The 22,368-nt window shown below is 72.7% G+C and carries 18 protein-coding genes and 1 pseudogene; 15 read left to right on the top strand and 4 right to left on the bottom strand.

Annotation, left to right across the window (positions count from 1 at the left end; all coding sequences use genetic code 11):
* Positions 1–97: 97 nt before the first annotated feature.
* Positions 98–766 (bottom strand): 2-oxo-4-hydroxy-4-carboxy-5-ureidoimidazoline decarboxylase, encoded by a 669-nt coding sequence (locus ACIPW5_RS20705; RefSeq protein WP_401246759.1) that lies wholly within the window; start codon positions 764–766, stop codon positions 98–100.
* Between the two features lie 282 nt (positions 767–1,048).
* Here ACIPW5_RS20705 and ACIPW5_RS20700 point away from each other — a divergent pair, with 282 nt between their 5' ends.
* Together ACIPW5_RS20700 and ACIPW5_RS20695 are read left to right on the top strand one after the other, a co-directional pair.
* Positions 1,049–1,816, top strand: coding sequence for an RNA polymerase sigma factor (locus tag ACIPW5_RS20700; RefSeq protein ID WP_401247212.1), 768 nt, complete (start codon positions 1,049–1,051; stop codon positions 1,814–1,816).
* The gene (locus ACIPW5_RS20695; protein WP_401246757.1) at positions 1,816–2,862 is read left to right on the top strand and encodes a hypothetical protein; all 1,047 of its coding nucleotides are present in this window, start codon (positions 1,816–1,818) and stop codon (positions 2,860–2,862) included. Before ACIPW5_RS20700 ends, ACIPW5_RS20695 begins: the two co-directional genes overlap by 1 nt.
* 204 nt (positions 2,863–3,066) lie before the next feature.
* On the opposite strand, the gene ACIPW5_RS20690 is transcribed toward ACIPW5_RS20695, so the two are convergent.
* A complete protein-coding gene (locus ACIPW5_RS20690) occupies positions 3,067–3,924 on the bottom strand; it encodes a L,D-transpeptidase family protein (protein ID WP_401246754.1) in 858 nt (285 codons plus the stop codon).
* A gap of 169 nt (positions 3,925–4,093) precedes the next feature.
* On the opposite strand from ACIPW5_RS20690, the gene ACIPW5_RS20685 reads away from it, so the two are divergent.
* Together ACIPW5_RS20685 and leuE are read left to right on the top strand one after the other, a co-directional pair.
* The gene (locus ACIPW5_RS20685; protein WP_401246751.1) at positions 4,094–5,689 is read left to right on the top strand and encodes a methylmalonyl-CoA mutase; all 1,596 of its coding nucleotides are present in this window, start codon (positions 4,094–4,096) and stop codon (positions 5,687–5,689) included.
* A gap of 45 nt (positions 5,690–5,734) precedes the next feature.
* The gene (gene leuE, locus ACIPW5_RS20680; RefSeq protein WP_401246748.1) at positions 5,735–6,385 is read left to right on the top strand and encodes a leucine efflux protein LeuE; all 651 of its coding nucleotides are present in this window, start codon (positions 5,735–5,737) and stop codon (positions 6,383–6,385) included.
* An 84-nt stretch (positions 6,386–6,469) separates the two neighbouring features.
* Here leuE and ACIPW5_RS20675 read toward each other — a convergent pair whose 3' ends face one another.
* Together ACIPW5_RS20675 and ACIPW5_RS20670 are read right to left on the bottom strand one after the other, a co-directional pair.
* Positions 6,470–7,804 carry a polysialyltransferase family glycosyltransferase gene (locus ACIPW5_RS20675; RefSeq protein ID WP_401246745.1) on the bottom strand — a complete coding sequence of 445 codons (1,335 nt, stop codon included), beginning with the start codon at positions 7,802–7,804 and terminating at the stop codon, positions 6,470–6,472.
* Positions 7,801–8,796 (bottom strand): glycosyltransferase family 2 protein, encoded by a 996-nt coding sequence (locus ACIPW5_RS20670; RefSeq protein ID WP_401246743.1) that lies wholly within the window; start codon positions 8,794–8,796, stop codon positions 7,801–7,803. The genes ACIPW5_RS20675 and ACIPW5_RS20670 overlap by 4 nt, the downstream gene beginning before the upstream one ends.
* A 155-nt stretch (positions 8,797–8,951) precedes the next feature.
* Here ACIPW5_RS20670 and ACIPW5_RS20665 point away from each other — a divergent pair, with 155 nt between their 5' ends.
* The 11 genes and pseudogenes from ACIPW5_RS20665 (at position 8,952) to ACIPW5_RS20615 (ending at position 22,195) form a co-directional block, all read left to right on the top strand.
* Positions 8,952–10,556: a DUF6716 putative glycosyltransferase gene (locus ACIPW5_RS20665; protein ID WP_401246740.1), complete on the top strand. Its 1,605-nt coding sequence runs from the start codon at positions 8,952–8,954 to the stop codon at positions 10,554–10,556.
* Positions 10,460–10,951 (top strand): annotated as a pseudogene (locus tag ACIPW5_RS20660) (cytidylyltransferase domain-containing protein); the annotation flags it as partial. The gene ACIPW5_RS20665 and the pseudogene ACIPW5_RS20660, both read left to right, overlap by 97 nt.
* A 381-nt stretch (positions 10,952–11,332) precedes the next feature.
* Positions 11,333–12,253, top strand: coding sequence for an N-acetylneuraminate synthase family protein (locus ACIPW5_RS20655; RefSeq protein WP_401247210.1), 921 nt, complete (start codon positions 11,333–11,335; stop codon positions 12,251–12,253).
* Positions 12,254–12,291: 38 nt separating this feature from the next.
* On the top strand, positions 12,292–13,434 hold the full coding sequence (locus ACIPW5_RS20650) for a hypothetical protein (protein WP_401246737.1): 1,143 nt from the start codon (positions 12,292–12,294) through the stop codon (positions 13,432–13,434).
* A gap of 137 nt (positions 13,435–13,571) precedes the next feature.
* The gene (locus ACIPW5_RS20645) at positions 13,572–14,828 is read left to right on the top strand and encodes an amidohydrolase (RefSeq protein ID WP_401247207.1); all 1,257 of its coding nucleotides are present in this window, start codon (positions 13,572–13,574) and stop codon (positions 14,826–14,828) included.
* A 218-nt stretch (positions 14,829–15,046) separates the two neighbouring features.
* On the top strand, positions 15,047–16,111 hold the full coding sequence (locus ACIPW5_RS20640) for a BMP family protein (RefSeq protein ID WP_401246734.1): 1,065 nt from the start codon (positions 15,047–15,049) through the stop codon (positions 16,109–16,111).
* 244 nt (positions 16,112–16,355) lie between these two features.
* Positions 16,356–18,014, top strand: a complete 1,659-nt coding sequence (locus ACIPW5_RS20635; RefSeq protein ID WP_401247205.1) for an ABC transporter ATP-binding protein — start codon at positions 16,356–16,358, stop codon at positions 18,012–18,014.
* Entirely contained in the window at positions 18,011–19,126 is a 1,116-nt protein-coding gene (locus ACIPW5_RS20630) for an ABC transporter permease (RefSeq protein ID WP_401246731.1), read from the top strand. Before ACIPW5_RS20635 ends, ACIPW5_RS20630 begins: the two co-directional genes overlap by 4 nt.
* A complete protein-coding gene (locus ACIPW5_RS20625) occupies positions 19,123–20,385 on the top strand; it encodes an ABC transporter permease (RefSeq protein WP_401246729.1) in 1,263 nt (420 codons plus the stop codon). The genes ACIPW5_RS20630 and ACIPW5_RS20625 overlap by 4 nt, the downstream gene beginning before the upstream one ends.
* On the top strand, positions 20,382–20,780 hold the full coding sequence (locus ACIPW5_RS20620; protein WP_401246726.1) for a cytidine deaminase: 399 nt from the start codon (positions 20,382–20,384) through the stop codon (positions 20,778–20,780). The genes ACIPW5_RS20625 and ACIPW5_RS20620 overlap by 4 nt, the downstream gene beginning before the upstream one ends.
* Positions 20,781–20,917: 137 nt before the next feature.
* Positions 20,918–22,195 (top strand): thymidine phosphorylase, encoded by a 1,278-nt coding sequence (locus tag ACIPW5_RS20615; RefSeq protein WP_401246723.1) that lies wholly within the window; start codon positions 20,918–20,920, stop codon positions 22,193–22,195.
* The last annotated feature ends 173 nt before the right edge of the window (positions 22,196–22,368 follow it).

Genomic DNA, 22,368 nt, shown 5'->3' with positions numbered 1-22,368 from the left:
CGGCCGGGTACGGTCCACCGGCCCCGGACATCGTAGCGACGCTTCGTCGGTTCCCTCGCCCGGGGTCCGCCGGTGTGATCAAACAGGCACGGACGGCCTATCCCACAGGGGCAAATAGCCCGAAATCGGCAGCGGGCAGTCCGTCGTCGGGGTCCCACGGCCGCTCACCGGCGAGCCGGTCCAGCAGTCGCAGGGTCCGGGAGCGGGCGACCAGGCGCAGTTCCTCGGCGGAGGTCGAGCGCTCCTCGTCGATCTCGTGAGCCATCCTGCGGCGGATCGCCGCCAGCAGCTGGTCCACCTGCTCCTCCGGCGGGTGCCCGTCCAGGCAGATCACGAAGGCGTGCCCGAAGGTCCGCTCGTACTCCGCCCGCGCCGCGTCGAGGGCGAGGAGCGCGGCGTACGGGGCGCCCTGGCCGAGCTCCGCCGAGGACTCCCGGGCCAGTGCCTCGGTGAGGTCGCCCTGGGAGAGGTCGTACGAGGCCTCGTCGCAGGCCGCGATCAGGGCGGCGGTGTCCGGGTAGGGGCGGTGGGCGGCCACCCGGTGGGCCCAGCGGCCGCTGCCGCAGCAGCGCAGCAGGACCGTGCGGGCGGTCTCGTGCGGCAGGGAGTTGAACCGGGCCAGTCCGGCGCCGGGGGCGGAGGCCGGACCGCGGACCTGTGCCGGAAGCTGGCTGGACAGCGGAGTACTCCTCGGGGCGCGGCGCGGGGTGTACCGCCACGCTAGCGATCTCCGAGGGGCCGTGCCCTGCCCGTTCGGGGTTTTCACCCGGAAGTGAGCCGAAAGGATGAGGCCGGGGAGGTTTGCACCGGCTGGAGAGGGGAGGGCGACCGAGGCCGCCACCCCCCACAGGAGAGGCCCCGGTCGCCATCCGTCACGGACTCGTGCGACAAGCCCGTATTCATGTCAGCGTACGGAGTGCGTTTTCTGTCACACCCCGCTCCGCGCAGGGTTGGTTGCTGGTTGTACAACTCGTGGACGAGAGGTACGTGAAAGCCGTAACGTGCGGATTTGCGCCACACGTACAGGACGTTGAACGGGTTGGGGACTTTGCTGGGGGACGACGCGGAGCTGACCGCCGCGGTGCTCGCGGCACAGGACGGCGACGAGAGCGCGTTCCGGACTGTGTACCGCACCGTGCACCCACGCCTGCTCGGATACGTACGCACGCTCGTCGGCGACGCCGACGCCGAGGACGTGACCTCCGAGGCCTGGCTGCAGATCGCCCGCGACCTCGGCTCCTTCACCGGCGACGCCGACCGCTTCCGCGGCTGGGCCGCCCGCATCGCCCGCAACCGGGCCCTCGACCACATCCGCATGCGCGGCCGCCGCCCCGCCATCGGCGGCGACGAGACCGAGCTGACCGGCCGGGCCGCGGACTCCGACACCTACGGCGAGGCCATGGAGGCCCTGTCCACCGGGCGGACCATGAAGCTGATAGCCCAGCTGCCGCAGGACCAGGCCGAGGCCGTCGTCCTGCGCGTGGTCGTCGGCCTGGACGCCAAGAGCGCGGCCGAGACCCTCGGCAAGCGCCCCGGCGCGGTCCGTACGGCGGCGCACCGGGGGCTGAAGAAGCTCGCGGAACTGATCGGCGCGGAGTTCGGCCCCGCCGGCGCGGCGGGCGGGACGGGCGGGACGGGCGGGACGGGCGGGACGGAAAACGAAGCGGAACCCCGGGTCCGGGTCGGCCATAATGCCGGGGACCAGGCACGGGACCGCGATCTCGACGCGGTGCCCGCGCAGCGCGCGCGGGCGGGGGACCTGGTGGAGCAAACCGGTGTGACGCATTCACGTTGGCGGACGCAGAAGGACATGTGATGGCCGACGAGCACAACGCGTGGCTGGACGGAGCCACGGCGGACGAGCTGTTGCGCGGAGGAACCCCCGGCCCGGTCGGATCCGGTGCCGACCCGCGCGCCCGGGCGGAGGCCGCTCGCATGCGCGCCGCCCTCGACGCCCTGAAGCCCCGCACCACCGGGGGCGAACTGCCCGGTGAGGAAGCCGCCCTGGCCGCGTTCCGCGCGGCCCGGGCCGAGCTGCCCGCGACGCCGCCGGCGGTGGCGCCCGCGACGGCGCCCGCCGGGGCCGGCGCACCCGGGGCCGGAGACGGCGGCGAACCGCTGATCGACCTGGCCCCGATACCCCGCGTACGGATACCCGCGCAGCGGCGTCCCGCGACGGCCGCCCGGTTCGGGCTGGCGGCCGCGCTGGCCGGCGTCGCCGTCGGCGGGATCGCCGCCGTCGCCGGCACCGGCCTGCTGGACCGCGCCGCGCACCTGACGGCGGGCCCCGCCCCGGCGGTCTCGGTCAGCGCCGACTCGGACCCGGCGCCCGCGGGGGACACCGCCGGGCCCACCCTCGTGCCGCAGCTGCGGCCGACCCCGTCCCTGGGCGTCGACGGCTTCTCGCACGGCCCGGACCCCCTGCGGACGCCGGGCACGGAGATGCGTACGCTCCCCGACACCGCGCCCAGCCTGTCGGCACCGCCCGGCACGACCGCCTCGGGCGGCGGGGGCGGGGGCGGCGGTGGCGGCGGGGGCGCGGCGGGCACCGACGGCACCCGCGACAAGGCGGACGGCGGCACCGGCACCGGCAGCAGCGGCAGGAACCAGGGCATCGAGGCGGAGCGGCCGCGCCCCGAGGACCTGTGCCGGGACAACAAGGCCAAGAAGCTCGCCGAGGACCGGCGCGAGTACCTCTCCAAGCTCGCCGGCGGGGCCGCCAAGGTCCAGCGCTTCTGCGCGACCCTGCTCGACGGGGCCACGAAGGGCACGGTCCCGCGCGGCGGGGCCGACCAGGGCAGCGCCCCGCTGCCCACCCCGTCCCCGCTGACCAGCGGCGGGCTGGGTTTCCGCACCCGCTGAAACGTTCCGGCAAGGCTCCCGAACGGGGGCAGTAACACTTTTCGAACCGTCGGCGCAGTACGTATCGAGCCGACTGGTCATCGGCCGCGCACGAGCCGGGGTTCCCCCCGTACCCCTGGGCTCGGCGCACCCGGCGCGGGCGGGGCACGTTCCCCCGGCCCTGCCCGCGCCCCCCTCTCCCTCACGTCCCTCCCGGGACCGGGATCACCAGTAGACGACGACCTTGTCGCCCACGTTCACCTGGTCGAACAGCTCCGACAGCTTCTTCTTGTCCCGGACGTTCACGCAGCCGTGCGAGGCGCCGTCGTAGCCGCGGGCCGCGAAGTCGGACGAGTAGTGCACCGCCTGGCCCTGGCTGAAGAACATCGAGTAGGGCATCGACGTGTGGTAGAGCGTCGACGTCCACTCCTTCGCCTTCCACTCCACCTGGAACAGGCCCTCACGGGTCGGCGTGTTCTCCGACCCGAAGCGCACGTCCATCGTGGAGACGACCTTGCCGTCGATCATCCAGGCCAGGGTGCGGCTCTCCTTGCTGATGCACATCACCCGGCCCTGCATGCAGCGCGGGTCCGGAGCGTCCACCTCGTTGGTGGTCGGCGGGCGCAGCTCCTCCGGCGTCGGCGCCTTCGTCAGCCCCTGCACCTTCTGCCAGGTGGCCCCGTCCACCGACCCGGTGGCGGGCAGCCCGTGCTGCGACTGGAAGGTCTTCACCGCGGCGGTCGTCTTCGAACCGTAGAAGGCGGTGGGCGCCGTCGACACCAGCTTGAGCTGGCGCAGCCGCGCCTGGAGCTCGCGCACCTGGTCGTTCTCGTCGCCGTTGGCCATGAGCGGCTTGGCACCGGGAGCCGCCGACCCCGAGGGGGCGGACGCGGACGGCTGCGCGGCCGAACCGGAAGGCGAGGCCGCCCCCGGCTTGTCGTCCTGCTTCGAGGAGGAACCGCCACCGGGCGCGGACGGCGCGGCCGGACCCGCACCGGCACCCTGCGGCCCGCACGCGGTCGCGGCGAGCGCGACGGCGGCGGCCAGGCCGAGCGTACGGATGAATGCTTTCTTTCGCTGCATGGCGGTTCCCCCGAAGTTCAACGTCTGTGTATCTAGGTGATGCTTCACGGGCGTGGAGAGTTGCGGGTGAACGCGCTCTGTAGCCCCATTGTGACCAGGCCGTCGCGGGCCCGGTGCGGTTGTACCAGCCCCGGGCCCGTCGGCTCCACGGACACGGAGGCTCCATCCCATGACCCGTCCCACGGCACGCACCGAAAGCGGAATCCCCGTCGAACCGGTCTACGGCCCGGACGACCTGACGGGATGGGATCCGCGGGCCAGTCTCGGCAGGCCGGGCGAGTACCCCTACACCCGGGGCATCCACCCCACCATGTACACCGGACGGCCCTGGACCATGCGCCAGTACGCCGGCTTCGGCACGGCCGCCGAGTCCAACGCCCGCTACCGGACGCTCATCGCCGGCGGCGGGACCGGCCTGTCCGTGGCCTTCGACCTGCCCACGCAGATGGGCCACGACTCCGACGCCCCGCTCGCGCACGGCGAGGTCGGCAAGGTCGGCGTCGCCGTCGACTCCGTCGAGGACATGCGGGTGCTCCTCGCCGGGATCCCCCTCGACCGGGTGTCCACCTCGATGACCATCAACGCCCCGGCCGCCCTGCTGCTCCTCATGTACCAGCTCGTCGCCGAGGAACAGGGCATCGCGGGCGGGCAGCTGACGGGCACCGTGCAGAACGACGTTCTGAAGGAGTACATCGCGCGCGGCACGTACATCTTCCCGCCCGGCCCCTCCCTGCGGCTGACCGCCGACACCTTCCGCTACTGCCGCGAGCACGTCCCCCGGTGGAACACCATCTCGGTCTCCGGCTACCACATGGCCGAGGCCGGGGCCTCGCCCGTGCAGGAGATCGCCTTCACCCTCGCCGACGCGGTCGCCTACGTCCGTACCGCGCTCGCCGCCGGCATGGCGGTCGACGAGTTCGCGCCCCGGCTCTCCTTCTTCTTCGTCGCCCGGACCACGCTGCTGGAGGAGGTGGCCAAGTTCCGGGCCGCCCGGCGGATCTGGGCCCGGGTGATGCGCGAGGAGTTCGGGGCCCGGGACCCGAAGTCGCTGATGCTGCGCTTCCACACCCAGACGGCCGGGGTGCAGCTGACGGCGCAGCAGCCCGAGCTGAACCTCGTGCGGGTCGGCGTGCAGGCGCTGGCCGCCGTCCTGGGCGGCACCCAGTCGCTGCACACCAACTCCTTCGACGAGGCCATCGCGCTGCCCACCGAGAAGGCGGCCCGGCTCGCGCTGCGCACCCAGCAGGTGCTCGCGTACGAGACGGACGTGCCGCTGACGGTCGACCCCTTCGCCGGGTCGTACGCGGTCGAGCGGCTCACGGACGAGGTGGAGGCGGCCGCGCTCGCGCTGATGCGGCGGATCGAGGACATGGGCGGGGCGGTCGCCGCGATCGAGGCCGGGTTCCAGAAGGCGGAGATCGAGGCCAGCGCCTACCGGACCGCCCGCGAGCAGGAGAGCGGCGAGCGGGTCGTCGTCGGGGTCAACCGCTTCGCGCTGGAGCGGGAGGAGCCGTACGAGCCGCTGCGGGTCGACCCTGCGATCGAGGCCCGCCAGTGCGCGGCCCTGGCCCGGCTGCGGGCGGAGCGGGACGCCGGCGCCGTCGCGGCGGGACTGGCGGCGCTGCGGGCGGCGGCGTCCGGGACGCGGGAGAACGTGCTGCCCCCGATGAAGGAGGCCCTGCGGGCACGGGCCACGGTGGGGGAGGTCTGCGGGGTGCTGCGGGAGGTCTGGGGCAGCTATGAACCCTCCCGTTCCACCCACTGAAACGCAGTGGCGCGACAGGTGTGTCCTCATGGGACACTCCTGCCCATGCTGGGTGTGACAGATCTTCCTACGTATCTCGCCGCCGTCGTGCTGATCGTGCTGCTGCCGGGGCCCAATTCCCTGTACGTGCTCTCCGTCGCCTCGCGGCGCGGGGTCAAGGAGGGCTACAAGGCCGCCTGCGGGGTGTTCACCGGGGACGCCGTGCTCATGGCGCTCACGGCCGTCGGCGCGGGCGCGCTGCTCCAGGCCAGCCCGCTGCTGTTCACCGTGGTCAAGGTGTTCGGCGCCGGCTACCTCGGCTGGCTGGCCGTCGGGATGATGCGGGCCGCCTGGGGCATGTGGCGCACCCGCAGGGACCGGCAGGAGGAGCCCGTCACCGGGGAGGAGCCGGCCGGCGCGGCCGAGCACCCCTACCGGCGGGCGCTGCTGGTCAGCCTGCTCAACCCGAAGGCGATCCTCTTCCTGCTGTCCTTCTTCGTGCAGTTCGTCGACCCCGGGTACGCCTACCCGGCGCTGTCGTTCCTGCTGCTCGGCACGGTCATGCAGGTCCTCAGCTTCCTGTACCTGTCCGTGCTGATCTTCGCGGGCACCCGGCTGTCGGCCGCCTTCCGCCGCCGCAAGCGGCTGTCGGCCGGGGCGACCTCGGCGGCCGGCGTGATCTTCCTCGGCTTCGCCGCGAAGCTCGCCGCAAGCTGACCCGGCGCCGGCCGGGCGGACCGCCGGACCGCCGGACCGCCGGGCCGCCCGGCCGTCCGGTCGTCCGGCTCCCCGGCCCGGCCCTCAGCCCAGCCGTCCGCCCAGCTTCCGGCGCAGCCGGTGCACCGTCCGCCGGACGGCCGGGCTCCGCGGCAGGAACGACAGCTGCGCCGGGATCCCGCCCGGCAGCCCCAGCACGGTCAGCCGGCGGCGGCCGAAGTAGCGGCGGGTGTGCGGGGTCAGGTGCCGCGCGAGGTGGGCCTCGGCCTCCGCCCGGCGCCCGGCCAGCACCTTGGGCTGCATCGTGAAGCCCACCGCCACGACCAGCCCGGCCAGGTCCGCCGGCGGGTCCTGCGCCGGCCCGTGCAGGTCCGGGACCAGCGCGTCCACCAGCGTCAGCGGGATCCGGTTGCTGTTCTGGTACGGGGCCAGGCGCGCCAGCAGCGCCGCCGTCCCGGTACGCGCCACCGGAATCCCGTACAGCGCCCGCGCCGTCAGCAGCCCGGTCGAGAAGCAGCCCGCCACCAGGGCCGGGCGCAGCCGCTGGTACAGGACCTCGGCCGGTACCGGCGCGTCCAGCACCGTCAGCCGCGCCCCCAGCCGCTCGGCCTCGGCCCGCGCCCGCCTCCAGTACGCCGCCGGGGCGCTCGGATGCGGCTTGAACACCAGCTCCCGGTGGCCCCACTCGAAGGCCCCGCGCACCATGTCGGCGTGCAGTTCCTCCTCCTCGTCGGGGGACATCAGGTCCAGCGCCGACAGGTACTGGCCCAGCAGCAGGGCGGGCGGTTCCTCCTCGCGCGGCTGGTAGCCGGCGTCCGCCACCCCGGGCAGGTCCGCGAGCTCCGCCAGGACCTTCAGCAGCGCGGTCGCCGGGACCACCTCCCCGCGCACCCCGAACTCCGTCAGCAGCAGCGGCTCCAGCCCCGGGACCAGGTCGGGGTGCAGCACCCGGCGCACCCGCATGCCGATCTGCGGGTCGAGCCGGAAGCGGGTGGGCCCGTACGACATGAGCCCGTCGGCGTAGACGTCGACGGCCGCCCCGGGGAACAGCCGGCACAGGCTCTGCGCGGGCGGCACCTGGAGGGACTCCACGACCAGCTCGACCCGGTCCGACCCCAGCCCCCACAGCGCGCGCAGCTGCCGCTCCCACATCGGCACGTCCTCCGGGCGCGGGGCCCAGGTGCTGGGGTGCTGCGGGGCGATCACCGCGTTCCAGTCGAGGACCTCGTCGAAGCGGGTGCGCAGTGCGCCGAAGCCGGGGAGGGCGTCGAGGCCCGGGGTGATCTCGGGGGTGAGCGAGTGGTTGCTGGTCAGCAGGATCCGCCGGCCGGCCGGCGGGAGGGCGCCGGAGTCGACGGCGGCGGCGAGGGTGGCGGCCCCGTAGAGGGTGGAGGCGAGGAAGAGCTGGGTGACGTTCACGAGGCCGCCCCCGCCGCGTGGGCCCCCGCGGCCCGCCGCCGGCGGCGCAGACCCCGCAGCAGGGCGGAACGTTCGGCGTCCATGGAGCCGATGACCCGGTCCAGTACCGGCGCGGGCATGCGGCCGAGCGCCGCCGTGCTCATGATGCGGAGTTTTTTCGCCACGGCCGGTTCGAACCTCTCGCTGGACCCGATGTGGTGCGCGATGATTGCGCAATATGTTCGGACGGCCTTGGGGATCAACAGTTCGTATTCCCGGTCGGTCGCCACGTCCGCGAGGACCTGGTCGAATGCGCGAATGAAATCGAGCTGGCGCTCGTCGCCGATCTGCGTCAACGAGGTGGAAATGCCCCGCCGGTAGAACACCCCCGGCAGGCCCACCGCGGCGAAGGAGGCGGCCTCCCGGTGCAGCCGCCAGATCCACGGCCGGTCCTCCGCCGTGCGCAGCCCCTCGGTGAAGTGCAGCAGCCCCCGGTCCAGCAGCCGCCGGTGGTACATCCCCGCCCAGGCGTACGGATAGTCCACCGCCGTGGCCCGCGAGACCGGCAGGATCCCCGCGCGCGGATCGCCCACCACCCCCTCCGGCCCGTACGGCACCCGCTGCACCGTGCGCGTCCGGCCCGTCACCTGGACGTGGTCGGTGCGTACGAAGTCGCAGCCCAGCGCCTCGATGGCGGCCAGGGTGCGGGCCAGGTGGCCCGGCGCCAGCCAGTCGTCCCCGTCCAGGAAGGCGATGTACTCCCCGCGCGCCGCGTCCAGCCCCGTGTTGCGGGCGGTGGCCAGCCCGCCGTTGCGGTCCCGTCTGAGGTGCACCGCCCCCGGCAGCCCGCCGGCCGCCGCACGCTCCAGCAGCTCGGGGGTCCCGTCCGTGGAACGGTCGTCGACCAGCAGGAACTCGAAATCCCCGCGGGCGTTCAGTTCGAGACTCTTCAGGGCGTCGGGCGCGTATGTCTGCACGTTGTAGAACGGCACGACAACAGAGAGCTTGAGCACCCGCGAGACAATAGGACGCACCCGGTCATTCACCGTGGCCCGGACGCGGATTCCATGTGAACGAAACGGGGCGGGCGCGTTAACCCGGGCGCTTTCGCATTTCGTCGACGGGTTGTTAACCCGCCGTTGTGCGCTCGTTGGGCCGAACACCGGAAATGCGGAATAGCTTCTGCCGGGTGCCAGTGCCATTCAGAAGCAGCCGGGACGATCAACGTATCGCCGTACTCGCCGATTCCGACACACGCTGGAAATGGGGCGCCCTCACCGCCCGCCGCCTCGCCCCCGGGACCCCCCGGGTCACCGGCTACCTGCTGCGCGGCCGGGCCACCCCCACCGCCCGCCAGCTCGGCGAGGCGGGCGTCGGAGCGGACGCCGCGCCGGCGGAGGTGACCTGCGCCGAGTTCCTCGCGGAGATCGCGGGCGGACGCGAACGGTACGACGTGGTCGTCCTCGCCCTCGTCGGCGGCGCCGTCCAGGCCGTGCTGCACGGGGCCCGCGCCCTGTGGCCGGAGCCCGCAGCCCGGCCGGTGTTCGTCACCGGCTACGTCGGGGTCGTGTACGAGAAGCTCGCCGACGGGCTGCTGCTGCGGCACGGGGCCGACCTGGTCCTCGCCAACTCGCGCCACGACGCCGCCCGCTTCCGCGCCGTCTACGAGGGGGTCGGCGCCGCCGCGGACGCCGTCACCGAGACGGCCCTTCCCTTCCTGGACGGGGCGCCGCACGCCCCCGCCGGGAACCGCACCCACCGGGTGGTCTTCGCGGTCCAGCCGTCCGTACCGGAGGGCCGCTCCGACCGCAGCTACCTGCTGGGCCGGGCCGCCCGGCACGCGCGGCTGCACCCGGACCGCGAGGTGCTGGTCAAACTCCGCAGCCGGCCCGGGGAGCACACCACCCACCTGGAGGAGCACCCCTACCAGCGCCTCGCCGAGCGCCTCCCGGGCGGACTCCCGCCGAACTGCCGCCTGGTCTACGGGCACATGGGCGAGGTGCTGGACACCGCCGACCTGCTGGTCACGGTGTCCTCCACGGCGGCCCTGGAATCCCTGCACCGGGGCATCCCGACCGCCGTCCTGACCGACCTCGGCATCCGCGAGGCCCTGGGCAACCAGCACTTCCTCGGCTCCGGCTGCCTGACCTCGTGGGACCACCTGGACGCGGGACTGCTCCCGCAGGGCGACCCCGCCTGGATGACCGCCCACGGCGTCCCGTCCCCCCGCCGTCCCGCCGCCGCCCTGCCGGCCACCGGCACGGATCCCACCGCCACGGCGCCCGCTCCGACCGGGCCCGCCGGAGCCGGGCCCGCCGCCCCCGACCCCGCCGGAGCCGGGCCGAAGCCCGCCGTCCGGCTCGCCGCAGCTGCGGATCCCGCCGCTGCCGCGGATCCCGCGGTGCCGGACGCCGCCGCCACGGCGTCCGCCCGGCCCGGGTCCGCCGGGCCCGCCGGAGCCGGGCCGGAGCCCGCCGTCCCCGCCGACCCCTACGCCGCCGCGCGGCAGCGCCTCGGCGGGCTGCTCGCGGGCGGGCCGCTGGCGCCCGTGGACCCGTACTACACGCTCGCCACCGCTCCCGGGTACCTCCCCGGGATCCTGGCCCGCCAGCACCTCGCCCCCGACGGGACCCCGCTGCCGGGCGCCGTCCGCAGGGACGGGTCGGCGGCCCGGCGGTGGCTGCGGGCCCACCTGCGCGAGGCCGCCCGCGGCGCCTACCGGCACGGGGTCCAGCGGGTGGCCCCGGTCATCCGCAGGCTGGGGGAGCTGTGAGCCCCCGCGACCCCGCCGGCCCGGCGCCCCGCCGGGTGCTCGCGGTGATCCCGGCCCGGGGCGGGTCCAAGGGGGTGCCGGGGAAGAACACCGCGCCCGTCGGCGGGATCCCCCTCGTCGCCCGCGCGGTGGCCGCCTGCCGGGCCGCACCCACCGTCACCGACGTGGTGGTCTCCACCGACTCCGGTTCCGTGGCCGCCGCCGCCCGCGCCGCCGGGGCCCACGTGGTCGCCCGCCCGGCCGCCCTCTCCGGGGACACCGCCACCAGCGAGGCCGCCGTCCTCCACGCCCTGGACGCCTTCGAGGAGCTGCACTCCCTCACCGTGGACGTGGTCCTCCTGGTCCAGTGCACCAGCCCCTTCCTCACCGGACCCGACGTCGAGTCCGTCGCCGCCGCCGTGGCCTCCGGCACCGCCGACTCCGCCCTGACCGCCGCCCCCTTCCACGGCTTCCTCTGGCGCCGCGCCGCCGACGGCTCCGGGAGCGGGGTCAACCACGAGGCCTCGTACCGCCCCCGCCGCCAGGACCGCCCCGAGGAACTCCTGGAGACCGGCGCGGCGTACGCCATGACCGCCGCCGGCTTCCGCGCCGCCCGGCACCGCTTCTTCGGACGCACCCTCCCCGTCCCCGCCGACCCGGCCCGCGTCCTGGAGATCGACGACCCGCACGACCTGGCCCGCGCCCGCCTCCTCGCGCCCCTGTTCGACACCCCCGAAGACACCGCGCACGACGCCCCGCACCCCACCCCACGCACCCAGCGAAGGACACCACCCGCCATGACGGTCGCCACCACCGAACCCCGCCTCCGCACCTTCGGCCCGCGCGTCGCCGGCCCCGGCCGGCCCGTCTACGTCGTCGGCGAGATCGGCATCAACCACAACGGCGACCTCGGCACCGCCTTCGCCCTGATCGACGCCGCCGCCGAAGCCGGATGCGACGCCGTCAAGTTCCAGAAGCGCACGCCCGAGATCTGCACCCCCCGCGACCAGTGGGACGTGGAACGCGACACCCCCTGGGGCCGGATGACGTACATCGACTACCGCCACCGCGTCGAGTTCGGCGAAGCCGACTACCTCGCCATCGACGAGCACTGCGCCAAGCGGGGCATCACCTGGTTCGCCTCCCCCTGGGACACCGAGGCCGTCGCCTTCCTGGAGAAGTTCGACCCGCCCGCCCACAAGGTGGCCTCCGCCTGCCTCACCGACGACGAACTGCTGCGCACCCTGCGCGCCACCGGCCGCACCGTCGTCCTCTCCACCGGCATGTCCACCCCGAAGCAGATCCGGCACGCCGTCGAGGTGCTCGGCAGCGACAACATCCTGCTCTGCCACGCCACCTCGACCTACCCGGCCAAGGCCGAGGAGCTCAACCTGCGCGTCATCAACACGCTCCAGGAGGAGTACCCCAACGTCCCGATCGGCTACTCCGGCCACGAGACGGGCCTCCAGACCACCCTGGCCGCCGTCGCCCTCGGCGCCGCCTTCGTCGAACGGCACATCACCCTCGACCGCGCCATGTGGGGCTCCGACCAGGCCGCCTCCGTCGAGCCCGGCGGCCTGGCCCGCCTGGTCCGCGACATCCGCACCATCGAGACCGCCCTCGGCGACGGCGTCAAGCGCGTCTACGCCTCCGAACTCGGCCCCATGAAGAAGCTCCGCCGGGTCCAGGGCGCCCTCCCCGCCCCGGCAGCCGTCTGAGCCGTCCGGCCCCACCCCTCCCCCGAGCGGAGTACGCGGTGACCCCTTCCGCCCCCACCCTGGCCCTCGTGGAGAGCCCGGTCCAGCTCCTCAACGTGCTGGAGTGGGCACACACCCGGCGCGGGCGCGAGCCCCTGCTGGCCGCCGTCCCGGCCCAGCCCGGCCCCCGCGCCGGGCGCCACCGGCCCGACCCGCGCACGGTCGCCGACCGGCTGCGCATCGTCGTCCTGCCGCCCACCGACCCGATGTCCCGGGGACAGCTGCGCCGGGTCGCCGGGATCGCCCGCGACGAGGGGTACGCCGTCCACTGGCAGGAGGCCCGCGGCGGCTCCGGCGCCCCCCTGCGCGCCCTGGCCGCCCTCGGCCCGGCCGTCCGCCGCGCCGAGCGGATCGTGGTCGGCGACCCCTTCTCCCGCTTCGTCCAGCTGCTGCTGACCCCGGCCGCGGCCGCCACCGAACTCGTCGTCGTCGACGACGGCACCGCCACCATGGAGTTCGTCGCCCAGCTCGGCCGCGGCGAGCGGCTGCGCCGCTGGCACCGCACCGGCGGCGGCCCCCTGTCCCGGGCGCGGGAACTCGCGTACGCACCGGTGTCCGGCGCGGCCCGGCGCCGGCTGCGGCCGGGGGAGGGGCGGCGCGTCGAGCTGTTCACCTCGATGCCGGTCACCCCGCTGCCGGGGACCGAACTGCGGGTCAACGACTTCGCCTGGACCCGCGCCCGCTTCGGCCCGCCCCGCCTGACCAGGGGCACCGACCTCGTCGGTACCTCCCTCGTGGAGACCGGCGTCGTCGACCCGGTGCGCTACCTGGAGGCCGTCCGCGCCCTGACCCGCGAGCACGGCGTGACCCGGTACTTCGCGCACCGCCGGGAGACGCCGGAGAAGCTGCGCGCGCTGAGCGAGGCGACCGGGCTGGAGATCGTACGGCCGGACCTGCCGCTGGAGCTGATCGCCCGTCGGGGACCGGTGGGACGTACGATCGTCAGCTTTCCGTCCACGGTCGTCCACACGCTGCCCTACGCCCTCACCGGCACTGGCGTGACGGTGGCCGTATGCGGTATCGACCCCGCCTGGCTCGCGCCCGGCGCCTCGCCCCGGGCCCGCGGCTTCCTCGCGGGCGTCACCGACACCGCCCGTGATGTGCGCAGACTCCCCGCACGGAGCGCTCCCGCGGCCGGATGAGCGCGCGAGTTTACCCCCGGCCGCAACCGGTCATGCGTCCAGAGGCCGCTTTTCTTTCCCCTAAGGGCATGAACTTTTGGTGATCTCCGGACAGTTGACCCATCCGTGCGCCTACCCTTCAACGGGTGAACCAGTTGATGTCCCGCGAGCCCCAGACCGCCCTGCCCGGCACGCCCGTCCGGCCCGAGCTGCCCGGCACGCTGCCGGACCGGCTCCGTGCCGAACTGATCGCCTTCCGCCGGGACTTGCACATGCACCCCGAGCTAGGACACCAGGAGTTCCGTACCACCGCGGCGATCAAGGCCCGGCTGGAGAAGGCGGGCCTGCGACCACGCGTCCTGAAGTCCGGCACCGGGCTCATCTGTGACGTCGGCACCTGGGACGGGGGACGGCCGATGCTGGCCCTGCGCGCGGACATCGACGCCCTGCCCATCCCGGACGCCAAGACGCACGTCTCGTACCGCTCCACCTACCCGGACCGCGCCCACGCCTGCGGCCACGACGTGCACACCACCGTCGTCCTCGGTGCCGGCCTGGTGCTCGCCGAGCTCGACCGCCAGGGCCTGCTGCCCCGGCCGGTGCGGCTGCTGTTCCAGCCGGCCGAGGAGGTGCTGCCGGGCGGGGCGACCGAGGCCATCGAGTCCGGGGTGCTGGACGGCATCGGCAAGATCATCGCGGTGCACTGCGACCCCCGGGTCGACGCGGGGAAGATCGGTCTGCGGACCGGCGCCATCACCTCGGCCTGCGACCGCCTGGAGGTCACCCTCGAAGGGGCGGGCGGCCACACCGCCCGCCCGCACCTGACCACCGACATGGTGACGGCCGCCGCGCGGGTCGCCGTGGACGTGCCGGCCCTGCTGGCCCGCCGGATGGACGCCCGCTCGGGCATGTCGGTCACCTGGGGCCGGATCGAGTCCGGGCACGCCTGCAACGTCATCCCGATGCACGCCGAGCTGTCCGGCACGGTCCGCTGCCTGGACCTGAACGCCTGGTACGAGGCCCCGGACATGATCCACGCGGCGATCGACGAGGTCGCCACGATGCACGGGGCCAAGTTCGAGATCAACCACGTGCGCGGCGTTCCGCCGGTGGTCAACGACCCGGGGGTGACCGAACTGCTCCGGGAGGCCATGGGCGCCCGGCGCGGCTCCGAGTCGGTGGAGGACACCGAGCAGAGCCTCGGCGGCGAGGACTTCTCCTGGTACCTGGAGCACGTCCCCGGAGCCATGGCCCGCCTCGGCGTCCGGCGCCCCGGCGACACCGCCAAGCGGGACCTGCACCGGGGCGACTTCGACGTCGACGAGTCCTCGATCGGCTACGGCGTCGAGTTCTTCACCGCCGCCGCGCTCCTCGACGGACGCCGCAATACGGCCGTCACGTCAAAGATCGGGTAAAGCTCCATACAGCACCGGCGGGCCTCCTGTCGGCGGCGTCCGGCCCTTGGTACACAAGGGCTGGACGCTTGTCCCGTTACCAATCGGTCACTGTCCGGTTCGCGACGATCCGATAACGACTCATGAACGGGCCTTTAACTGACATCTACGCGCGTTACGATCGCCGCGAAACCAGCGCCGGTCGTGGCGCTTCGGTCAGGTTTTGAAGGAGCCTCCCCTTGCGCCGGATCACCAGGATCGCCACCGTGGGCATCGCGTCCGCGGCGCTGGCCCTCTCGGCCACCGCCTGTGGCGGAAAGAAGTCCTCGGACAGCCCCTCTTCCGACGGCAGCGCGTCGTCCTCGGCCGCCGGTGCGGCCATTGCGTACGACATCGGCGGTCGTGGTGACCAGTCGTTCAACGACGCCGCCTTCGCGGGCCTCGAGAAGGCCGAGAAGGACCTGAAGATCAAGGGCGCCGAGGCGGAGCCCACCGAGGGCGAGAGCGAGGCCGACAAGGTCCAGCGCCTCACCGAGCTGGCCCGCAAGGGCAACAACCCGGTCATCGGCGTCGGCTTCGCCTACGCGCCGGCCATCAAGAAGGTCGCGGCGAAGTTCCCGAACACCACGTTCGGCATCATCGACGACACCTCGGTGACCGAGAAGAACATCGCGAACCTGGTCTTCAACGAGGAGCAGGGCTCCTACCTGGCCGGCGTCGCCGCCGCCAAGGCGTCGAAGAGCGGCACGGTCGGCTTCATCGGCGGTGTCGAGGTTCCGCTGATCAAGAAGTTCGAGGCGGGCTTCACCCAGGGCGTCAAGGACACCAACCCCAACGCCAAGGTACTGAGCAAGTACCTCTCCCAGCCGCCGGACTTCGGTGGCTTCGCCAAGCCCGACCTGGGCAAGGCCGCTGCCAAGGGCCAGATCGACGGTGGCGCCGACGTGATCTACGCCGCCGCCGGCCTCGCCGGCTCGGGCGCCATCGAGGCCGCCGCGACCTCCGGCAAGTGGGCCATCGGCGTCGACTCCGACCAGTACAACCAGGCCGGTCTGTCGAAGTACAAGGACAAGATCCTGACCTCGGTCACCAAGGACGTGTCCGACGCGGTCTACAACCTGATCAAGTCGGTCAAGGACGGCAAGCCGGAGTCCGGCGAGGTCCGCTACGGCCTGGACAAGGACGGCGTCGGCCTGGCCGACTCCAACCCCGAGTACAAGAACATGGCCGAGCTGATCGCCGCGGTGGACAAGGCGAAGGCCGACATCATCGCGAAGAAGATCACCGTCAAGACCACGCCGTAACGGCCCTGTCTGACGACTAGTCGCGGTCTCCGGGGTCCGGATGCGGTCTCTACCGCACCGGACCCCGCACCGCGTCTCCGCTTCTCCAGTCCGTGACCACTTGTGGCCAGTTGGCCGCAAGTTTTCACTTCCGACAGTGCTACGCGCGTAGAGGCATCGTGGACGCGATACCTTCTCTCACCGCCCTGTCCTCCTGCCGAGCCACTTGGCTTTCCAGCTCCTTCCGCGCCAAGGAGAGTGCGTCATCAACGCGTCCAGCCCCCCTCTCGCCGTAGAACTGCACGGCATCACCAAGCGTTTCCCCGGCGTCGTCGCCAACAAGGACATCGCCATCTCCGTCCGCAAGGGCACGGTCCACGCCCTCATCGGCGAGAACGGTGCCGGCAAGTCGACCCTGATGAAGATCCTCTACGGCATGCAGAAGCCGGACGAGGGCACCATCGCCATCGACGGGGAGCAGGTCTCCTTCAACAACCCCGGTGAGGCCATCGCCCGCGGCATCGGCATGGTGCACCAGCACTTCATGCTCGCCGACAACCTCACCGTCCTGGAGAACGTCGTCCTCGGCGGCGAGAAGCTCTACGGCATCGGCTCCAAGGCCCGCAAGAAGATCAAGGAGATCTCGGACGCGTACGGCCTCGGCGTGCGCCCCGACGCCCTGATCGAGGACCTCGGTGTCGCCGACCGCCAGCGCGTGGAGATCCTCAAGGTCCTCTACCGCGGCGCCAAGACCCTCATCCTCGACGAGCCGACCGCCGTGCTCGTGCCGCAGGAAGTGGACGCGCTCTTCGACAACCTGCGCGAGCTCAAGGCCGAGGGCCTCACGGTCATCTTCATCTCGCACAAGCTCGGCGAGATCCTGAAGGTCGCCGACGACATCACCGTCATCCGCCGCGGCACCACGGTCGGCACCGCCGACCCGAAGACCGCGACGACCAAGCAGCTCGCCGAGCTGATGGTCGGCAGCGAGCTGCCCTCGCCGGAGACCCGCGAGTCCACGGTCACCACGACCCCCATGCTGAAGGTCGACGGCCTGACCGTCGCCGACGCGGGTGCCGTCGTCACGCCCGAGACCTCCGTCCCCGAGCTCGGCGACTCCGACACCGACCTGCGCGAGCCCGCCGTGGCCGGCCGCCTGCTGCTCGACGGGATCACCTTCACGATCCACAAGGGCGAGGTCCTCGGCATCGCCGGTGTCGAGGGCAACGGCCAGACGGAACTGATCGAGGCCCTGATGGGCATGATCAGCCCCGACGCGGGCGTCATCAGCCTCGACGGCAACGACATCACCAAGATGCCGGTGCGCAAGCGCCGCGAGGGCGGCATCGGGTACATCCCCGAGGACCGCCACCGCCACGGCCTGCTGCTGGAGTCCCCGCTCTGGGAGAACCGCATCCTCGGCCACGTCACCGAGGCGCCCAACTCCAAGAAGGGCATCCTCGACCCGAAGGCCGCCCGCAAGGACACCGAGCGGATCGTGCGCGAGTACGACGTCCGCACGCCCGGCATCGACGTCACCGCGGCCTCGCTCTCCGGCGGCAACCAGCAGAAGCTGATCGTCGGCCGCGAGATGAGCCACAACCCGAAGTTCCTCATCGCCGCCCACCCCACGCGCGGTGTGGACGTCGGCGCGCAGGCGCAGATCTGGGACGCGATCCGCGAGGCCCGCCGCGAGGGCCTCGCCGTGCTGCTGATCTCCGCCGACCTGGACGAGCTGATCGGCCTGTCCGACACGCTCCGCGTCATCTACCGCGGCCGCCTGGTCGCGGACGCCGACCCGGCGACGATCACCCCCGAGGAGCTCGGCACCGCCATGACCGGCGCCGCCACCGGGCACCTGGAAGCCACTGACGACCACTCCGCCGACGCCGCCGGCGACACGACGGAGGACGAGGCCCGATGAAGAAATTCGACAAGGACCGGCTGCTCCTCGGCTTCGCCGGACCCGCGCTGGCACTGGTCAGCGCATTCGTACTCAGCATGATCGTGCTGGCCGCGTCGGGCGTCGACCCGATCGAGCCGCTGCGCATCATGATCGAGCAGGCCGGTTACGAGGACGTCCAGGTCCTCATCGTGAACCAGGCCGGCACGTACTACCTGGCAGCCCTGGCCGTCGCCATCGGCTTCCGGATGAACCTCTTCAACATCGGTGTGGACGGCCAGTACCGCCTCGCCGCGATGGTCAGCGCCCTGGTCGGCGCGGCGGTGACGCTGCCCGGCCCGCTGCACATCCTGGTGATCGTGCTCGTCGCCATGCTCGTCGGCGCCTTCTGGTCCGGCATCGCGGGCATCCTCAAGGCCAAGCGCGGCGTCAGCGAGGTCGTCTCGACGATCATGCTCAACGCCATCGCGACCTCGCTGATCGCCTGGCTGATCCTGCCCAAGAACCTCGGCGTGCAGCCCGTCGGCTCCAACGACCTGACCACCGGCGACATCCCGGAGTCGGGCTGGTTCCCGGGCGTCGAGCTCAGTGACGGCCTGGAGATCTACGGCTTCACCTTCATCGCCTTCGCGCTGGGCGTCGTCTACTGGTTCGTCCTCAACCGCACCCGGTTCGGCTTCGACCTGCGCGCCACCGGCGCCAGCGAGTCCGCCGCCCAGGCCTCCGGCGTGGACGCCAAGAAGATGATCATGACCTCGATGCTGCTCTCGGGCGCCGTCGCCGGTCTGGTCAGCATGCCGCTGCTGCTCGGCGAGTCCCACACGTACAACCTGTCCTTCCCGGCGGGCATCGGCTTCACCGGCATCACCATCGCGCTGCTCGGCCGCAACAACCCGGTCGGCATCTTCTTCGCCGCGCTGCTGATCGCGTTCATCGACAAGGCCTCCGCCGGCCTCGACACGGCCGGCTACGCCAAGGAAATCGGCACGATCATGAAGGGCCTCATCGTGGTCGCCGTGGTCGTCAGCTACGAGCTCGTCCGCCGCTACGGCATCCGCCGCCAGCAGCAGAAGGTCGGCGAGGAGCTGGCCGCCGGCCACGCCATCAAGACCGAGAAGGAGGTCGCGGCGTGAGCGCCAGCACCGTTTCCACGACGAAAGCCGCGCCCAAGCCGGGCGGCCGCCGCAAGCTCACCCTGCCCTGGATCCTGCTGATCATCGCGGGTGGCCTCGCGCTGGTCTCGCTGGTCCGGGTCATCTCCGGCGCGAACGACCTGACCTCCGTCGGCCAGGTCTCCGGAGCCCTCCAGCTCGCCGTGCCGATCGGCCTCGCGGGCCTCGGCGGCCTCTGGGCCGAGCGGGCCGGCGTGGTCAACATCGGCCTCGAAGGCATGATGATCCTCGGCACCTGGTTCGGCGCCTGGGCCGGCTACCAGTGGGGCCCCTGGACGGGCGTCGTCCTGGGCATCGTCGGCGGCGCCCTCGGCGGCCTGCTGCACGCGATCATCACCGTCACCTTCAACGTCAACCACATCGTCTCCGGTGTGGCCGTGACGATCCTGGCGACCGGCTTCACCCAGTACCTGTCGAACTTCACCTTCGACAAGGCCGAGGGCGGCTCCTCCAAGCAGTCCCCGCGCATCGAGCCCATCACCGAGATCACCATCCCGGGACTCTCCAGCGGCCTGGAAAGCCTCCAGGCCAAGCACTGGTTCCTCGTCTCGGACATCGCAGGCGTCCTCGGCGGCCTGGTCACCCACCTGTCGCTGCTGACCATCGTCGCCGTGCTGCTGATCCCCGCCACCTGGTGGGTGCTGTGGCGCACCGCCTTCGGCCTGCGCCTGCGCTCCTGCGGTGAGAACCCGGTCGCGGCGGAGTCCCTCGGCGTCAACGTCTACAAGTACAAGTACATCGCCGTGGTCGTCTCCGGCGGCCTGGCCGGCCTCGGCGGCGCGTTCCTCGCGATCGTCTCCACCGGCATCTACCAGGAGGGCCAGACCGGCGGCCGCGGCTACATCGGTCTCGCCGCGATGATCTTCGGCAACTGGATGCCCGGCGGCATGGCGCTGGGCGCGGGCCTCTTCGGCTTCACCGACAGCCTCAAGCTGCGCGGCGGTGCCGAGAACGTCCACGCGATGCTGCTGCTGATCGCCATCCTCCTGGTGATCTCCGTCGGCTGGCAGCTGTACAAGAAGAAGTACCTCCAGGCCGGCATCGCCGCCGTCTGCGCCGCCGGTCTCTTCGCCTGGTACATCGCCACCGACCAGGTGCCCAGCCAGTTCGTGGACGCCGCCCCGTACGTCACCACGCTGCTCGTGCTCGCCCTGTCGGCGCAGCGCCTGCGGATGCCGAAGGCGGACGGCATGCCGTACCGCAAGGGCCAGGGCAAGTGACCCCGGCTCCGGCGGTGGACTGGGAAGCCCTGCGGACGGCCGCCCGGGACGCGATGACCCGGGCGTACGCCCCCTACTCGGGCTTCCCGGTCGGGGTCGCCGCCCGGGTGGACGACGGCCGGACCGTCACCGGCTGCAACGTCGAGAACGCGAGCTACGGACTCGGCCTGTGCGCCGAGTGCGGCCTGGTCTCCTCCCTCCAGGCCACCGGCGGCGGCCGGCTCACGCACTTCACGTGCGTGGACGGCAAGGGCGAGATCCTCGTACCGTGCGGGCGCTGCCGCCAGCTGCTCTACGAGTTCGGCGGCCCGGAGCTCCTGGTGGAGACACCGGACGGGATCCTGCCGCTGAGCGCGATGCTGCCGCAGGCCTTCGGGCCCGACCACCTGAGATAGCCGCACGACGGCCCTCCGCCCTGCCGGGCGGAGGGCCGTCGCCGCTCCCGCCCCGCCTCGAAGTCCCCCTGAACCTCCCTTGAACCCCCCTTGAACCTCCCTCCCTCATCTCTATGCGCGTAGAAGGAAGTCACCTCATGGACGTCATCTCCGTCATCCGGACCAAGCGGGACCGCGGTGAGCTGAGCCCCGAGCAGATCGACTGGGTCATCGACGCCTACACCCGCGGGATCGTCGCCGACGAGCAGATGTCGGCGCTCGCGATGGCCATTCTGCTCAACGGCATGAACCGGGCCGAGATCGCCCGCTGGACCGCCGCGATGATCGCCTCCGGCGAGCGGATGAACTTCGACTCCCTCTCCCGCCCGACCGCCGACAAGCACTCCACCGGCGGCGTCGGCGACAAGATCACCCTCCCGCTGGCGCCGCTCGTCGCCGCCTGCGGCGCGGCCGTGCCGCAGCTGTCCGGCCGCGGCCTCGGCCACACCGGCGGCACCCTCGACAAGCTGGAGTCCATCCCCGGCTGGCGGGCCCTGCTCTCCAACGAGGAGATGCTGAACGTCCTCGACACCACCGGCGCCGTCATCTGCGCCGCCGGCGACGGCCTGGCCCCGGCGGACAAGAAGCTCTACGCCCTGCGCGACGTCACCGGCACCGTCGAGGCCATCCCGCTGATCGCCTCCTCGATCATGTCGAAGAAGATCGCCGAAGGCACCGGCTCCCTCGTCCTCGACGTGAAGGTCGGCTCCGGCGCCTTCATGAAGAACATCGAGGACGCCCGCGAGCTCGCCTCCACCATGGTGGCCCTCGGCACCGACAGCGGCGTCAAGACGATCGCCCTGCTCACCGACATGTCCACCCCGCTCGGCCTCACCGCGGGCAACGCCCTTGAGGTCCGCGAGTCCGTCGAGGTCCTGGCCGGCGGCGGCCCGTCCGACGTGGTCGAGCTGACCATCGCCCTCGCGCAGGAGATGCTGACGGCCGCGGGCATCAAGGACGCCGACCCGGCGAAGGCCCTCGCCGACGGCTCCGCCATGGACGTGTGGCGCCGGATGATCTCCGCCCAGGGCGGCGACCCGGACGCGGCCCTGCCGGTCGCCCGCGAGCAGCACGTGGTCACCGCCTCCGCCTCCGGCGTCCTGACCCGCCTCGACGCGTACGCGGTCGGCGTCGGCGCCTGGCGCCTGGGCGCGGGCCGCGCCCGCAAGGAGGACCCGGTCCAGGCGGGCGCGGGCATCGAGCTGCACGCGAAGCCGGGCGACACGGTCACGGCCGGCCAGCCGCTGATGACCCTGCACACGGACACCCCGGAGAAGTTCGAGTACGCCCTGGCCTCCCTGGAGGGCTCGCACGACATCGCCCCCGCGGGCACCGCGTTCTCGGCGAACCCGATCGTCCTGGACCGCATCGCGTAGCCGATGGCTCCCGGCGGGGCTGGATACATCCAGCCCCGCCGGCGTTTGAGGCGCGGGGGTCTGGGGGCGGAGCCCCCCGAAGGGGTCCGGGCGCAGCCCGGGGAACGGGGGAAGGGCGGGTAGGGGAACCGGCCTCCGCGCAGCGGCAACGCACCCGCAGACGACCCACCGGC

This window comes from Streptomyces sp. NPDC090077 (assembly GCF_044747545.1).
In the GTDB taxonomy this organism is placed as follows: Bacteria; Actinomycetota; Actinomycetes; order Streptomycetales; family Streptomycetaceae; genus Streptomyces.
Note: the sequence above shows the minus strand (reverse complement) of the source record. Positions and strands in the feature narration are given on the sequence as shown.